Below are 13,462 nucleotides of genomic sequence, written 5' to 3' on the forward strand. Positions count from 1 at the left end.
AAACGAATCGTTGTGGTAATGCCCGGACACTGGGGTGAGCGGGCTGGTCTCATGCCAACACCTGGCGCATGCGGATCAGCGTCTGTTCCAGGTTGCTGGGTTCGTCGGCGTTCTGGCGCAGGAACGCTTCGATCGCGTTGTGACGGGTGATGGCCTCGTCTGCCAGGGGGTCGCTGCCGGCGGAGTATTCACCCACGCGGATCAGCATTTCGATCTCGCCGTAACGCGCCATCAGTTCACGAATGCGCATGGCCAGGCGCTTGTGCTCCTCACCGGCAACCTGCTCCATCAGACGGCTGCGGCTGCGCAGCACGTCCACCGCCGGGAAGTAGTTGCGCTGGGCCAGTTCGGCGCTGAGGGCAATATGCCCGTCGAGAATCGAACGGGCTTCCTCGGCCACCGGATCACTGGCGGCATCGCCCTCGGTGAGCACGGTGTAGAGCGCGGTGATGCTGCCCGAAGGGCCAGGTCCTGCGCGCTCCAACAGACGCGGCAGCGCCGAGAAGAACGACGGCGGATAACCGCGACGGGTCGGCGGCTCGCCCACCGCCAGGCCGATTTCACGCTGCGCGCGGGCGAAGCGGGTCAGGCTGTCCATCAACAGCAGCACGTTGCGGCCCTGGTCACGGTGATACTCGGCCAGGGTGGTGGCGACGAACGCCGCGCGCACCCGTTCGGCCGCCGGACGGTCCGAGGTGGCGACCACCGCCACCGTGCGGGCACGGGCCTGGGCGTCCAGTTGCACGTCGAGCAGTTCACGCACTTCGCGGCCCCGCTCGCCGATCAGGCCGATCACGATCACATCGGCTTCACTGTTGCGAATGATGCTGGCGAGCAACGACGATTTGCCCACCCCCGGCTCACCGAAGATGCCCATGCGCTGGCCCTGGGCCAGGGTCAGCAAACCGTCGATGGACCGAATGCCCAGGGCCATCGAGCGCACGATCAGTTGCCGCGAGAACGGTGCCGGCGGTTCGGCGTGCAACGGGTAATGCTGCAAGGCCAGGGTCGGCGGAACACCATCGCCGTCGAGGAAATCGCCCATGGGGCTGATCACTCGGCCCAGTTGCGCGTCGCCCACGGCGACCCCGAGGGTTTCGCCGGTGGCGGTGATTTGCGTACGCGTCGACAGGCCTTCCATGGAGCCAATGGGCGACAGAATCGCCTCGTCCCCATCGAACCCGATCACTTCGGCACTCAGGCTGCGGCCACTGCCCGGATCGCGCAGTTGGCACAGTTCGCCGATGCTCGCACCGGCCACGCTGGCGCGCAGCAGCACACCGCGAATACTCAGCACCGTGCCGTGCATGGGCCGCAAGCGGGCCTGGGCCAGGCGCTCGTGCAGGCGGGGCAGCAACTGTTCGAGGGCGACGCTCATGCCACGCCCTCCTCGGCGAACGGCAGCAAGCTGCGACGCAGGTTTTGCAGTTGCGCCTCCAGGCCCAGTTCCACGGAACCGGCCGGGCTGTTGAGGCGTGCCTGGCCGGCGCTCAGTTGCTCATCGGCGTCCACCGCAATGGCCAAACCTTCGAGCTTGAGGCGTTGCCGCAGGGCGTCGACGTCGGCGGGCGGCACCCATAACGTCAACGCCTGGTCCTGGCGAAACGCGCTCAGGGCCTGACGGGTGCAACGCACCACCCGGTCGGCGTTGTCCAGTTCACCCAGCACTTCGCGCACGATGCCCAGGGCCAGATCCGCCAGGGACGCCTCCAGGCCGCTCAGGTAATGCTGTACTTGGGATTGGGTCTGCAACAGCAGTTGCGCCACCTGTTCGGCGCCTTCCTGGCGGGCACTTTCAAACCCTTCGGCGCGGGCGGTCTCCAGCCACTGATCGCTGTCGGCCTTGACCTGTTCGGCGCGGGCCTTGGCCGCCTGCAAAAAGGCGAACCCGTCGGTCCATAGAGCCGCCTCTTCGGCCCGCAGGATGCGCGCGGTGGGACGGCTCGGCAATTCACTCATCGGGTGCTCACTCACGGGGCAATCTCCTCGGCGAACAGGCAGGCGGCGGCGGCCTGGACGATTTCCAGGTCACGCGGCAGTCGGGTGCTGTGGCCCTCGGGGAAGACAAAGCGCAAGCGCAACCAGCCTTGGAAGTCGGCGTGCTGGGCGTGCAACCAGGCCGCCACGCAGCCATGGCCGTCACGGTCGATGGCTTCGATCAGTTCCGCCGGTTCACGCAGCAGGTCGGCGGCGCCGCCCAGCTGACGCAACGCCAGGGCTTGGCTGAACACTTCAGTGCCAAGCCCTGCGCGCAGTTCGTTGACCACCTCGCGGCGGATCTCACGGCTCAAGGTCGCGCCGTGCCAGATGGCACCGCACAACCTTGGCAGGCGGGCAAATTGCGCCGATGTCAGCAACAGCACCGGCAAGTCGGCCGCCGCCGGCGTCACCAACTGTTCCAGCGGCGCCAATTGGTAATGGCTGACCAGCAACTGTTCCAGGCGCTGGCGAAAACGCGGCTGGCCCTGCAACACACTCAACACCTCTTCAGGCATGTCTTCGGCAAAACACGCGCCCAGGCCAGGCCCACGCACAAATTGCAGCGGCTCGGTAATCAGCTCCCGCCAGCGTTCGATCAAGCTCATTCACCCTCCTTGAGTACGTACAACGCCTGGGACTGACGCCGCGCCCAATGCTGGCGCGCCAGAACACCCAGGGCGCCGAGGGCGATCAGCAGCAAGCCGCCGAACAGGATCCGCGCCTGGGCCAGGTTGTCTTCCAGCAGCCACAGCCCCATGAACCGCGCCAGGCGCGGTTGCGCCGGGTTCTGGCTGATGGCCACGGCGGCCTTGATCGCCGTCACCGACACCCCTTCGTAGCTCAGGCCGGAGATACCGTTGGCCACCAGGGTCTTGATCTGCGGGATCAGCGTGTTGATGTCGGTGCCCGGGTCATAGCGCACCAGCACCGAAGCCGACGACGGCGAAATCACGCGCTTGAGCAAGTCGTTGTCCGGCAGCACCACGTGCACGCGGGCGGCGACGATGCCGTCGATCTGCGACACCGAGTGGGACAGCTCTTCGCTCAGGGCATAGATCATTTGCGCCCGTTCCTGCACCGGTGACGACACCAGGCCGTTGCCCTTGAACACGTCGCCCATGTTGGAAAAGCTCTGTTGCGGCAGGCCGGCGTTGTCGAGCAGGGTCATGGCCTCGGCAAAGCGTGACTCGTCGACCACCACCTTGAGCTGGCCGTTGTCCTGGGCCTTGCGTTCCGCCGGGATGCCGCCGCGCAGCAGCACCGCGACCATGGCGTTGGCATCGCGCTCGCTGAGGTTGGTATAGAGGTCGGTGTTGCAGGCCTGCAACAGGCTGGCGAGCAGGCCGATCAGCAACAGGCGCAGAGCGCGGTTTGGGCTTGGCATGGCGTTATTGACCCTTGAGCAGCGTGTTGGCGGACCCGGAAATCTGCGTCGCACCACGCACCACCATCTGGGTTTCGATGGAGTAGTCGAACATCTTGCCCAGGGAGTGGACGATCTGGTCGACCTGTTGTTCGCCGACTTTTTTCCCGCCCTCGCCTTGAGGCGTGGCGCTGGCCGTGCGGATCTCCGCCGAGGCCGGTGGTGGCGCCGAAGGGTTGTTGGTGAGCAGGTCGGCGCGCTCGGAAAAGGTGCGGGAGCGGTCGATAAAACTGTTCAGGCGCTCCATCAGGCCGGAGCCGATCTGATGCGGGCTCGCGCCCTCGGGCATGCCCTTGGCGGTGTTGGCCATGTGCTCGAACAGGTTCTGCGAGGCCCCGGCGGGCCCCGCGCCAGCGGACGGCGGGAGGGCCGTGGCGCCAGCAGCGAGACTGATAGTCATAGGGTATTCCTACTCTTCGCCGTCATCGGACATCGCGTCGTTCAGCAGTTCCTGCATCTTCGGCATGATGATGAACTGGCCACCAATGGTGACGGCCTGGGTGATCAACGCATCGGTGAACGCCGGGTCATCGGCTTCGTTGGGTTTGTCGGCGGCCTTGGCGTTATCCACCGCCGCATTGAACTTGGCTTCAGGGCTGGCGCCACCAGGGGCGAGGTTGCTGTCTACGGCCGTTACGGACATGGTGCTGCTCCTTTACTGGTTGGGGGTTTCAGTACTGACTTGCGCACCGCGGAACACCCGCACCCCACGCTCGCGCGCCACCGGGGCGGCCACGACACGGGGTTGCAGGTGATCGACGTGCTGTTGCACCAACGCCAGGTACGGCGGTGGTCCGGACACGAACACTTCATCGCCCTCGGGACCGTTGCGCATGGACAACTGCTGGCCGTACACGTCGAGGGTGTTGAGGTAGGCCTGCAACTGATCCAGGTTCAGGGCGCTGGCCTTGAACAGCTTGGTGGTGATCTCGTCGCTGGCGTTGAGGTACAGGAGGTTGCCGTCGAAGTACCAGGTCAGGCCGTTGGTGCTGCACAGCGTCTGCAGGAACTCCCCGGCGGTGGCGGCGCGAATGGTGCTGCGGGCCTTGCCGCGCACCTTGTCGGAGAGCACCAGGGGCACGTCGAGATTGTGGCCGAACTCTTCCAGGGCACTGCGTACGTCCTGGTCCACCAGCACGTAGGCGTAGGGTTGGGAGAACCACGCCGGCTCATCGGCGGCATTGGCCAGACGCACACCGAACAGGCATAGGACAGCCATCAAAAATATGCTTACATGGCGTCCGCCTTCGCCCAACGAGTTGTGACGATGACCCAGAAATTTCTGCTCGCCAGTGCCCTGTTCCTGGCGGCCTGTTCCAGCAAACCCTCGACCGACAGTGACAAGTCCCTGCAACTGGCCAACGACCTGAGCAAACGCGGCGACTACGCCAGCGCCGCAGCGTTGTACGAACGAGCGGCCCAGCAACCGGGTGCGGGCATCGAGCTGTGGCTCAAGCTGGGCCAGGCCAGGCTCGGCGCCAAGGATGCGCTGGGCGCCGAACGCGCCTTCCAGCAAGCGCTGGGGTTCGACACGCGTAACGCCGAAGCCCTGCTCGGCCTGGGCACCGCGCAGTTGCAACTGGGCAAGAGCCAGCGCGCGGTCACCTCGCTGGCCCAGGCCGCCGAGGCCAGCCACCTGCCGGTGGCGTACACCCGGCTGGGTATCGCCAATGTCCTCAATGGCCAGGCCGCTGCGGCCCAGACCGCCTTCGCCAAGAGCCTGAGCCTGACCCCCGACGACCTCGACAGCCGCTGCAACCTCGCCCTGGCCTACGCCCTGGGCGGGCAGTCGCAACAGGCCCTGGACACCATCACCCCGGTGTCCCGCTCGCCCCGCGCCCTGCCCCGCCACCAGCGCAACGAGCTGCTGGTGATGGTGCTGGCCGGTTACGAACAACGCATCGCCAGCCTGCCCCTGGACGACATCCCCGCCGCCGAGCGCGAGCGCCTGGTGGCCGAAGCGAAGCGCATCAAGGCGATCAGTGATCCGGTGGCGCAGGCGCGGGAGTTGGGGTTGGTCGATCCGCGTTGAGTTTGTCGCGCATCTGAGCGGTGCTTCTGGGGTGAACCGCTCAGCACAAGTGCTTTTTTGCTCAGCCGTTTGAGGCTTCATTGCTCACCCCCCGGCGCGCCGGCCTTGGCTTCCTGCTGGTCCTTGCGCCGCTGCAATTGCTCGCGGTCGAAGCCTTCGATGTACACCTGGGCGGCGCGGCCTACCGGGGCGGCCATCACCGGGCCGGTTGCGCGGCCCTGGGTCAGGTCCTGGCGGCGCTCCACCATCTGCATCAGGTTCAGGTTGTTCGCACAGCCCAGCGCCAGGGTCGGCTTGAAGTCTTCGCCCAGGCCGATGGTGTCCGTCGCCGGCGGTTGCTGACACTGGGTCGGCACACCGTCCGCACGGTATTCGGAGGAGTAATACGCCGGTGCCAGATGAGTCTGGCAACCCACCAGCGCCAGGGGCAACAGCATCAACACACGCATAACCGTCATGGCAGGCCCCCTTATCAATTCATGTAAAAACCGAACGCCCCGCCGCTGCGCGGTCCGGTGGCCGCTGCGGTAGCCGGTTGGGCATCCAGTGGGGTAGCGAGGGTGCGACCGCGCACCGGCTCCACCAGGTAGGGGGTGATCAGAATCACCAGTTCGGTTTCGTTGCGCTGGAAGCGCTTGGAGCGAAACAGGTTGCCCAGGATCGGTACGTCGCCCAGCAACGGCAGTTTCTCGATGTCCTGGCTGCTCTCACGCTGGAACAGGCCGGCAATCGCGAAGGTCTGCCCACTGCCCACTTCCACCCGCGTATCGGCACGGCGCACGCTGAACGACGGCACATGGAAGTTGCCGAAATCCACGGTCCCGCCACTGACCACGCTGCTGACTTCCGGACGCACTTGCAGGGCGATGCGGCCGTTGGGCAACAGCGTCGGGTTGAACAGCAGCGACACGCCGAACGACTTGTATTCGATACCCACCAGGTCACGGTTGACCGGCACCGGAATCGCCACTTCGCCACCGGCGAGGAAACTGGCGGTCTGGCCGGTCATGGCGGTGATGTTCGGTTCGGCGAGAATCTGCAACACACCGTTGGCCTGCAAGGCGTCGAGCATGCCGTCGATATTCACGTTGCCCGAGCCGGTACCGGCGGTGGCCAGGCCACCCGCCGTGGCGGCCGCCAATGGACCGCCGGTGATCAGGCCGAACGAGAAGGTGCCGTTGTTGAACATTGCGTTCCAGTTCACGCCGTAGTGCAGCAGCTCGGAACGCGACACTTCGGCAAAGCGCACCCGCAGGTTCACTTGGGCGGAACCGGCATATTCGGTGGTGTTGATCGCGCTTTGAAAGCCCTGCCCCTGGGGGTTGAGCAACGCGTTGAGGTCAGTCGCTTCGCCCACCGAACCCACAGTGCCCTTGGCGATCAGACGGTTGCCGGCGCCACTGATTTGCGCGCCGTTGCCCGGGTGCAGCGTCTGCATCGGCGCGGTCACCGCCTGGGTGCCACTGCTCACCGACAGGGTCAGGCTCGCCAGTTGTTTACCGTCGTCGCCCAGGGCAATCAGGCTGGTGTTGCCCGGCGCCTTGCCGAAGATGTAAATCGTGCCCGGCGACACCACTTGCAGGTCGGCCACATTGGGCTCGGCCACCAGCACCGAATCCACTGGCGCAACAAAATGCAGGATCCGCCCTTCGCCGGAAGCCAGGTTGATGGAGCCGGCGGCACCGGCGGCAATTTCCTGCGCCTGACTCACACACGAAAACACAGCCAACAACAACACACAAAAACGCATCATGAGGCGGACGCCAGCGGGGTGACGGAAGCCGCGCCAGGTGCGCGGCGGTTGGAAATATCGGTCAGGCTGATGGTGACCAGCGCCTGCAGGTTGTACTCGGTGGCCAACTCGCGGAACGACAGCACCGCCAGGTCCAGTTCGCCGCGCAGCACCAGGCGCCGCAGGCCGCGCCGCAGTTCCGGGTGCACCAGCAACACGGCGCTGTTGACTTCGCGGATGTTTTCGCAGGCCAGGCGCAATTGGCCGATCAACGCACGGCTGACTTCCTCGGGGATCAGTTCGCGCTGTGGCTCCTGGCGACGCAGGGCACCGCGCAGTTGATCTTCCAGGCCCGGCGCCAACACCAGGGCACCGATCACGCGGTTGCGGTCGGCGTACTGGTGGCTGATCTGCCGCGCCAGGGATGCACGCAGGTGTTCGGCCAGACGGCCAGCATCGGTCTCGCGGGCGCCCCACTCCACCATGGCTTCGAGCAAGGCGCGCTGGTTGCGGATCGACACACCCTCGCCGATCAGCAGACGCAGGGTTTCGGCCACGCGTTGCAACGGCACCAGGCGCAAGGCCTCCTTGACCAGTTCGCCATAGGTGGCTTCGGTGCGCTCCAGCAACAGGCGGGTTTCCTGGATGCCAAGGAAGTCGGCAGCGTAACGTCGCAGGCTGCGTTCCAGCACACCGCGCAGCACTTCATCGGGCAGCAGGAAACCGATGCCGGCGTTGCGCAGGGTTTCTTCGTGCTGACGCTCGATCCAGTGCGACGCGCGGCCATTGAGCGGCGAATCGGCCTGCACAGTGGCGATATCGAGCAGCTGCACATGTACCGGGTCGTCCTGCAACAACAGGCAGTTGACCGGCATTTCGCCCTCGCTCACCGGCACGCCTTCCAGGGACACGCGGAAACCACCGGCCGGGGCCTTGGGTTCCATGTAGATGCCCGGCACCGGCACATCCACGCCCAGGTCGGTGCGAATGTCGTGACACAGCGCTTCGACCCGCTGGCGCAGCAACTGGCGCGGTGCGCTCTGGGACAAGCCGCTGCCGATGGTCAGCAGCACCCGGGTGTCGGGCATCAGGTTGTCGTCCAGTTCGGCCTGCACTTCGACCTGCGGCTCCGGCGCTTCGAGCAACGGCTCCACCTCGGCTTGCGGTTGACGGTTGTGGCGGCGGTACATCACAAAGGCCGCGCCGCCGAACACCAGGGACAGGGCCAGGAACACCCAGGTCGGGAAACCCGGCAACAGGCTGACGCCGATCATGATCAACGCCGTCAGGCCCAGGGCGCGGTGACTGGCGCCCAGTTGCTTGATGATTTCACTGCCCAGGTCGCCGCTCTCACCGTCGCTGTTCACGCGGGTGACCACGGTACCGGCGGCCACCGAAATCAGCAGCGCCGGGATTTGCGCGATCAGGCCGTCACCCACGGTGAGCAGCGAGTAGGTATGCACCGCCACGCCGAAGGGCATGTCGCGCTCGATCATGCCTATCAGCATGCCGCCCAGCAGGTTGACCGCCAGGATCACCAGGCCGGCAATCGCGTCGCCCTTCACGAACTTCATGGCGCCGTCCATCGCGCCGAACATCTGGCTCTCACGCTCAAGGCGCGAACGGCGACGACGGGCTTCACCCTGGTCGATATCGCCGTTGCGCAAGTCGTTGTCGATGCTCATCTGTTTGCCGGGCATCGCGTCGAGGGTGAAGCGCGCGGCCACTTCCGCCACGCGCTCGGCGCCCTTGGTGATCACCACGAACTGCGCCACGGTGATGATCAGGAACACCACCATGCCCACCACCACTTGCCCGGCGATCACAAAGTCACCGAACGCCTTGACGATGTGACCGGCGTCGCCGTGCAGCAGGATCAGGCGGGTGGTGGTGATCGACAGGGACAGGCGAAACAGGGTGCTGAGCAGAATCAACGGCGGCAGCGCGGAGAACTCCACGGAATGGCCGATGTAGAAGGCAACGATCAGGATCAGGATGCTCAAGGCGATGTTGAGGCCGATCAGCATGTCCACCAGGTAGGTGGGCAGCGGGATGATCATCATCACGATGGCCATCAGCATGAAGGCGACGATGATCACATCAGTGCGTTGGGCGGCAACGCGGGCGAGGTTGTTCAGGCTGTTGAGTGCACTCATGCGCCGGCCCTGCGTGCGGCCAGGTAGCGCTTGAAGCACTGACGCGCCTCGTCCTTGCGCTCGCCGTACCACAGCGCGCGGGCGCGCAGCAGCAACAGGCTGGCGGACTCGCCTTCGAGCGCCACCAGGCGGTCAAGGGCGCCGAGGGCGCGATTGGCATCGCCGCTGTCGGTAAACGCCAGCACCAGCGAGCGCAGCAACACGCCGTCGTGGGGCGCCACGCTGGCGGCAATCAACAGCATGACCAGGGCGCGCTGGGACTGGCCATTGCGCCGGTACAGTTCGCCGATGCCCTTGAGCAGTTGCACGGCGTCATCGTGATCTCGGGCCATCAGGCATGTACCTCCGAGCGTTGCTGTTCGAGGTTGCGGCGCACCTCGATTTCTTCGCTGATCAGCTCGACCGCCAGTTCCTTGATATGCGGCTCGGCGTCCAGGCTTGGCAGAATGTGTTCCATCACATGCTCCAGCAGTTCCAGGGAACGGGCACTGCCGAACAGCAACGAGTCGACGCCGGCGGCACTGGTGAGTGCTTCCAGGTCACTGCGCAGGGAGCGGCGAGTCTGGACCTTGCGGGTTTTCACGACCGCTTCGAAAGCGGTCGCCTGACGCGAGCTGACCGGACGAATCGCTTCGACCGGTGCACTGCGCACGTCACTGGGAATCAACGGGCGGGGTTCGACTTTCATCCCAGGGCCTTAGCTGTAAGGCAGCGTCATAAGGTAAAGGTAAAGCGCTCCTCGCCACGGGCGAGAGTCACTTGGTTGTTCTCGATGCGCTCCAGCACCCAGTTGTCCGCCAGGGCCGCGCCGGGGTACAGGCGCTTGCCGCTGTCATTGATCACGTAAGGATTGGTCCCGAACCACACGGCCTGGAACCGCACGCGTGGCCGCGCGGCGTCGGCCCGTACCGCCACCCGGGGGTTGAGCACGATCTGCTGGCCGTAACGTTGGTCGAAGGCTTGTTGCAGGGCGAGCCATTGTGGCTTCTGCGATTGTTCGAAGCTGCCCACGGCACTGAGCTGGCCGTTGCTGTTGCTGACCTTCACACCGTCCAGGCGCGCCGCTTGCAGTTGCTGCTCCAGCCAGGCCTTGGCCTGTTCGCGGGTCGGTTTTTTCACCGCCGGCGCATCGACCACCGCGGCAGCGGGCAACACTGGTGCCTCCGAGCGAAACGCCAACGCGCCCGCGCAAATGAACAGCAACGCCGCCGCGACGATCCACGGTGTGCGCTTGGTATGAGAAGGGGTTTTCGTCGGTTTTTCCGCGCCTTCCGGCAACGCCAGGCTGACGCCAGCCGCGCCGATGCGCAGTTGCACTGGCAGGCGCGCGCGATGGCCGCTGCCTTGGGGAATACGTACAAGGCCCGCAATCTGCACATCTCCGCCCAATGCCTCGACCGCGACCTGGCCGCCGTCAAAACGCAGGCGCAGGTGCAAGCCGGCAATGCCCGGATCGCTCAGAACGAGATCGGCCGCGAGGTCCGCGCCGATGGTGTAGACGGGCTGGTCGAGTACCAGGGAACTGCCCTGATGCAAGCCACCGGTCACTGTCAGGGTCGGCGCGCCAATACCGGCGACCGGGCCCAGGGAAATCAAGGCTGTCATGTTCGGGTTTGCCCCCTTGAGAATCACAGGCCGCAATCACGCCTGTGTCGATCAACAACGGTGCAACGTTTTGTGAAACACAAAGCAGTGGGTAAACGGGCAGCGCCGGCGCCGCCCGTTTGGCGAATCAGTTCTGCGGACGCTGTTTGGTGGCGTCGAGCTCCGCTTTTTTCGCGGTGCTGATTTCAGTGATCTTGGCCGACTTCTCGATAGCCATGTTGAAGGTCGCTTCCATCTTCGCGATAGCGTCGTCGGCGCCGCCTGCTTTTACTGGTGGGACATCAGCCATGTTCATCTCCTTGCATCGATAGGGAAGTTATTCAGTTGCGCAACAGCAACCTGAATGTATGCAAACCGGTGAATGCTCAAAACGTCAGACAGTGAGCTTTCGAACCGCCGTTGGTTTGCATGGGTTCCATACTACTCACGATCAAAACGCCTTCGCTGTGAAAGCTTGTGAAACGTTTCAGATACAGGGCGTGAAAGGTTTGGCTCAACCTGGCGTTGAAAAAAATTCATCACCCGCACGGCGCGGAACTTTTTTCCAAAAATCCAAACACGGCAGCCTCCAGTGTTTACGGGGCCTGCACGCCCGCAGGTTGCGCCGAGGTGCCCAAAGGGCCGGGATCCAACACCGTTTAACCGTCCTTCACACGCCGGCTTCACGATTTTTTTTGCGACGACTTCACATTTTTCGCTAATAGCCCTTTGCCCAACTTTGCGGATATTTCCATTTGTAACAAAAGCGACTTGATCATCGCGTTTGATAGCTCGGCGCGAGCGACCTTAGTGCCCGCGACCAACTAATACTGCGGCGCCTGATTAGTACAGTTGCACTAATAGCTAAAACACTTAGTGCGCAGGCCCTGATATATGAAACAACTAGCAGATGCCCATGACAACGCCCGCGACACGCAACACCCGACCCTCCCCCGACAGACCGGCGCAACAGGGAGCTGCACCGGGCTGTGTTTTCAACGCACAAAGGTTTAATGACATGACGTACCCCAAACGCAGCCAGTTCACCGATGACGCATCCTTCGAGATCCACTTCGGCCCGTTCCAATTGCTGCCCCGACGTCATCTGCTCCTCAAGCACGGGCAACCCGTTGCCCTGGGCAGCCGCGCCCTGACCTTGCTCATCGCCCTCGCCTCGCGGCCCGGAGAATTGCTGGAGAAAACCGAACTGCTCGAGCTCGCCTGGCCAAGGCTGGTGGTGGAGGAATGCAACCTGCGCACTCAGATCAAGGCCGTTCGCCGCGCCCTGGGCGACGATGACGCCTTTTACATCGCAACGGCGCCGGGCCAGGGTTACCGTTTTGTCGCACCCACCTGGTTCGAACGCGCCACCCCGCCGGAACCGGTGAAAAAGCAGCCGGTGGTGCTCGGCGTGTATGGCTGCCGCCACTGTCGGGGCGCCGGGATGATGCCGCTGTTTGCCCAGGTGGGCATGCAAAACAGCTGACCGAACAGGGTTATTCCGTTGGAAAAATAGTTTTTTCCGACGGAATTATTCAGCGGGCCCGCCTGTTGTATTTCCCGAGACTGCCCAACACACATAACCTCAGGAACTACTTCATGAATCGCTCCCTTTTGCTCGGCCTGCTCAGTGTTCTCGCGGTCGGCTCCGCCCAGGCGGCTTCGCTGCAAGTCCCGGTCAACCTGGTGAGTGCCGACGGCGCTCCCCAAGCGGTTGGCAGCGTGACCATCAGCGAATCGGCCTACGGCCTGATCTTCACCCCTGATCTCAAGTCCCTGCCGATGGGCGTGCACGGCTTTCACATCCACGAAAACGGCAGTTGCGAAGCCGGCGTGAAAGACGGTGTGAAAGTTGCCGCGCTGGCCGCCGGTGGCCACTTCGACCCGGAAAAGACCGGCAAGCACCTGGGCCCTTATGCTGACGGCCACCTGGGCGACTTGCCCGCGCTGTACGTGAACATGGACGGCACCTCCACCAACCCGGTGCTGGCGCCGCGTTTGAAAACCCTGGCCCAGATCAAGGGCCATGCCCTGATGATTCATGCCGGTGGCGACAACCATTCCGACATGCCCAAGCCACTGGGCGGTGGCGGTGAGCGCGTGGCCTGTGGCGTGATCTGATACCCTGCCGCACAAAAAAGGGCCGGTCACCCCCGTGACCGGCCCTTTCTTACCTTCTCGACTCCCCTTTTGAATGCCCCTGCCTATGAAAATGATGATGACCTGCGCCGGCCTCGCCCTCTTGTTGACGGGCTGCGTGCAATACGACTGGTACAAGGACAACACCACCCGCGAGCAAAAGGACCGCCAGGTGCTGTCCTGCACCGCCGACGCCATCCGCGCCGTGCCGCCCAGCTATGTGGTCACCAGCGAGTCGTCACAGACCAATGCCTCTGACTGCGACCGCAACAGCAAAAAATGCCGCAGCCGCCCGCTGTACTCGACCAATACCAGCTACAACTCCACCGATATGAGCGCCGGCGCCCGGGACATCGTGGTCAAGGACTGCATGTACAAGATGGGCTATCGGGAAATCCAGATTCACCGCTGAATCA

18 protein-coding genes are annotated in these 13,462 nt (G+C 64.2%); 4 read left to right on the forward strand and 14 right to left on the reverse strand.

Annotation, left to right across the window (positions count from 1 at the left end):
- Positions 1 to 49: 49 nt before the first annotated feature.
- Genes ACW9IN_RS01535 through ACW9IN_RS01565 form a run of 7 tightly spaced genes read right to left on the reverse strand, consistent with a single transcriptional unit; the run spans position 50 to position 4,622 of the window.
- Entirely contained in the window at positions 50 to 1,378 is a 1,329-nt protein-coding gene (locus tag ACW9IN_RS01535; protein WP_457364214.1) for a FliI/YscN family ATPase, read from the reverse strand.
- The gene (locus ACW9IN_RS01540; protein WP_457364245.1) at positions 1,375 to 1,959 is read right to left on the reverse strand and encodes a FliH/SctL family protein; all 585 of its coding nucleotides are present in this window, start codon (positions 1,957 to 1,959) and stop codon (positions 1,375 to 1,377) included. The genes ACW9IN_RS01535 and ACW9IN_RS01540 overlap by 4 nt, the downstream gene beginning before the upstream one ends.
- 11 nt (positions 1,960 to 1,970) lie before the next feature.
- A complete protein-coding gene (locus tag ACW9IN_RS01545) occupies positions 1,971 to 2,585 on the reverse strand; it encodes a type III secretion protein (protein ID WP_457364215.1) in 615 nt (204 codons plus the stop codon).
- The gene (gene sctJ, locus ACW9IN_RS01550) at positions 2,582 to 3,364 is read right to left on the reverse strand and encodes a type III secretion system inner membrane ring lipoprotein SctJ (RefSeq protein ID WP_457364216.1); all 783 of its coding nucleotides are present in this window, start codon (positions 3,362 to 3,364) and stop codon (positions 2,582 to 2,584) included. The genes ACW9IN_RS01545 and sctJ overlap by 4 nt, the downstream gene beginning before the upstream one ends.
- A gap of 4 nt (positions 3,365 to 3,368) precedes the next feature.
- Entirely contained in the window at positions 3,369 to 3,803 is a 435-nt protein-coding gene (locus ACW9IN_RS01555; protein WP_457364217.1) for a hypothetical protein, read from the reverse strand.
- A gap of 9 nt (positions 3,804 to 3,812) precedes the next feature.
- Complete coding sequence (locus ACW9IN_RS01560; protein ID WP_457364218.1) at positions 3,813 to 4,046, reverse strand: hypothetical protein; 234 nt, start codon at positions 4,044 to 4,046, stop codon at positions 3,813 to 3,815.
- Between the two features lie 12 nt (positions 4,047 to 4,058).
- A complete protein-coding gene (locus tag ACW9IN_RS01565) occupies positions 4,059 to 4,622 on the reverse strand; it encodes a type III secretion protein (protein ID WP_457364219.1) in 564 nt (187 codons plus the stop codon).
- 48 nt (positions 4,623 to 4,670) lie between these two features.
- Here ACW9IN_RS01565 and ACW9IN_RS01570 point away from each other — a divergent pair, with 48 nt between their 5' ends.
- The gene (locus ACW9IN_RS01570) at positions 4,671 to 5,435 is read left to right on the forward strand and encodes a tetratricopeptide repeat protein (protein WP_457364220.1); all 765 of its coding nucleotides are present in this window, start codon (positions 4,671 to 4,673) and stop codon (positions 5,433 to 5,435) included.
- A 77-nt stretch (positions 5,436 to 5,512) separates the two neighbouring features.
- Here the strand turns inward: ACW9IN_RS01570 and ACW9IN_RS01575 are convergent, their stop codons facing one another.
- The 7 genes from ACW9IN_RS01575 to ACW9IN_RS01605 all read right to left on the reverse strand — a co-directional run bounded on the left by ACW9IN_RS01575 (position 5,513) and on the right by ACW9IN_RS01605 (position 11,217).
- Positions 5,513 to 5,893 (reverse strand): hypothetical protein, encoded by a 381-nt coding sequence (locus ACW9IN_RS01575; protein WP_457364221.1) that lies wholly within the window; start codon positions 5,891 to 5,893, stop codon positions 5,513 to 5,515.
- A gap of 14 nt (positions 5,894 to 5,907) precedes the next feature.
- A complete protein-coding gene (locus tag ACW9IN_RS01580) occupies positions 5,908 to 7,188 on the reverse strand; it encodes a type II and III secretion system protein family protein (RefSeq protein ID WP_457364222.1) in 1,281 nt (426 codons plus the stop codon).
- Positions 7,185 to 9,323 carry a type III secretion system export apparatus subunit SctV gene (gene sctV, locus ACW9IN_RS01585; RefSeq protein WP_457364223.1) on the reverse strand — a complete coding sequence of 713 codons (2,139 nt, stop codon included), beginning with the start codon at positions 9,321 to 9,323 and terminating at the stop codon, positions 7,185 to 7,187. The genes ACW9IN_RS01580 and sctV overlap by 4 nt, the downstream gene beginning before the upstream one ends.
- The gene (locus ACW9IN_RS01590) at positions 9,320 to 9,655 is read right to left on the reverse strand and encodes a type III secretion protein (protein ID WP_457364224.1); all 336 of its coding nucleotides are present in this window, start codon (positions 9,653 to 9,655) and stop codon (positions 9,320 to 9,322) included. Before ACW9IN_RS01590 ends, sctV begins: the two co-directional genes overlap by 4 nt.
- Positions 9,655 to 10,011 (reverse strand): hypothetical protein, encoded by a 357-nt coding sequence (locus tag ACW9IN_RS01595; protein WP_457364225.1) that lies wholly within the window; start codon positions 10,009 to 10,011, stop codon positions 9,655 to 9,657. The genes ACW9IN_RS01590 and ACW9IN_RS01595 overlap by 1 nt, the downstream gene beginning before the upstream one ends.
- A gap of 26 nt (positions 10,012 to 10,037) precedes the next feature.
- Positions 10,038 to 10,928 carry a SctD/MshK family protein gene (locus ACW9IN_RS01600; protein ID WP_457364226.1) on the reverse strand — a complete coding sequence of 297 codons (891 nt, stop codon included), beginning with the start codon at positions 10,926 to 10,928 and terminating at the stop codon, positions 10,038 to 10,040.
- A gap of 127 nt (positions 10,929 to 11,055) precedes the next feature.
- Positions 11,056 to 11,217 (reverse strand): hypothetical protein, encoded by a 162-nt coding sequence (locus tag ACW9IN_RS01605; protein ID WP_016969018.1) that lies wholly within the window; start codon positions 11,215 to 11,217, stop codon positions 11,056 to 11,058.
- A 708-nt stretch (positions 11,218 to 11,925) separates the two neighbouring features.
- Between ACW9IN_RS01605 and ACW9IN_RS01610 the strand changes: the two genes are divergently transcribed.
- The 3 genes from ACW9IN_RS01610 to ACW9IN_RS01620 all read left to right on the forward strand — a co-directional run bounded on the left by ACW9IN_RS01610 (position 11,926) and on the right by ACW9IN_RS01620 (position 13,458).
- Complete coding sequence (locus ACW9IN_RS01610) at positions 11,926 to 12,393, forward strand: winged helix-turn-helix domain-containing protein (RefSeq protein ID WP_457364227.1); 468 nt, start codon at positions 11,926 to 11,928, stop codon at positions 12,391 to 12,393.
- A gap of 113 nt (positions 12,394 to 12,506) precedes the next feature.
- A complete protein-coding gene (gene sodC / locus ACW9IN_RS01615; RefSeq protein ID WP_457364228.1) occupies positions 12,507 to 13,028 on the forward strand; it encodes a superoxide dismutase [Cu-Zn] SodC in 522 nt (173 codons plus the stop codon).
- Between the two features lie 85 nt (positions 13,029 to 13,113).
- A complete protein-coding gene (locus ACW9IN_RS01620; RefSeq protein ID WP_457364229.1) occupies positions 13,114 to 13,458 on the forward strand; it encodes a hypothetical protein in 345 nt (114 codons plus the stop codon).
- Positions 13,459 to 13,462 lie beyond the last annotated feature (4 nt).

This window comes from Pseudomonas sp. SDO5271_S396, from assembly GCF_054071795.1.

Coding starts and splice junctions, on each gene's coding strand:
- sctJ (WP_457364216.1), bottom strand. CDS start 3,364: ATGCCAAGCCCAAACCGCGCTCTGCGCCTGTTGCTGATCGGCCTGCTC.
- ACW9IN_RS01570 (WP_457364220.1), top strand. CDS start 4,671: ATGACCCAGAAATTTCTGCTCGCCAGTGCCCTGTTCCTGGCGGCCTGT.
- ACW9IN_RS01535 (WP_457364214.1), bottom strand. CDS start 1,378: ATGAGCGTCGCCCTCGAACAGTTGCTGCCCCGCCTGCACGAGCGCCTG.
- sodC (WP_457364228.1), top strand. CDS start 12,507: ATGAATCGCTCCCTTTTGCTCGGCCTGCTCAGTGTTCTCGCGGTCGGC.
- ACW9IN_RS01610 (WP_457364227.1), top strand. CDS start 11,926: ATGACGTACCCCAAACGCAGCCAGTTCACCGATGACGCATCCTTCGAG.
- ACW9IN_RS01605 (WP_016969018.1), bottom strand. CDS start 11,217: ATGGCTGATGTCCCACCAGTAAAAGCAGGCGGCGCCGACGACGCTATC.
- ACW9IN_RS01555 (WP_457364217.1), bottom strand. CDS start 3,803: ATGACTATCAGTCTCGCTGCTGGCGCCACGGCCCTCCCGCCGTCCGCT.
- ACW9IN_RS01600 (WP_457364226.1), bottom strand. CDS start 10,928: ATGACAGCCTTGATTTCCCTGGGCCCGGTCGCCGGTATTGGCGCGCCG.
- ACW9IN_RS01590 (WP_457364224.1), bottom strand. CDS start 9,655: ATGGCCCGAGATCACGATGACGCCGTGCAACTGCTCAAGGGCATCGGC.
- ACW9IN_RS01575 (WP_457364221.1), bottom strand. CDS start 5,893: ATGACGGTTATGCGTGTGTTGATGCTGTTGCCCCTGGCGCTGGTGGGT.
- ACW9IN_RS01595 (WP_457364225.1), bottom strand. CDS start 10,011: ATGAAAGTCGAACCCCGCCCGTTGATTCCCAGTGACGTGCGCAGTGCA.
- ACW9IN_RS01560 (WP_457364218.1), bottom strand. CDS start 4,046: ATGTCCGTAACGGCCGTAGACAGCAACCTCGCCCCTGGTGGCGCCAGC.
- ACW9IN_RS01545 (WP_457364215.1), bottom strand. CDS start 2,585: ATGAGCTTGATCGAACGCTGGCGGGAGCTGATTACCGAGCCGCTGCAA.
- sctV (WP_457364223.1), bottom strand. CDS start 9,323: ATGAGTGCACTCAACAGCCTGAACAACCTCGCCCGCGTTGCCGCCCAA.
- ACW9IN_RS01580 (WP_457364222.1), bottom strand. CDS start 7,188: ATGATGCGTTTTTGTGTGTTGTTGTTGGCTGTGTTTTCGTGTGTGAGT.
- ACW9IN_RS01565 (WP_457364219.1), bottom strand. CDS start 4,622: ATGGCTGTCCTATGCCTGTTCGGTGTGCGTCTGGCCAATGCCGCCGAT.
- ACW9IN_RS01620 (WP_457364229.1), top strand. CDS start 13,114: ATGAAAATGATGATGACCTGCGCCGGCCTCGCCCTCTTGTTGACGGGC.
- ACW9IN_RS01540 (WP_457364245.1), bottom strand. CDS start 1,959: ATGAGTGAATTGCCGAGCCGTCCCACCGCGCGCATCCTGCGGGCCGAA.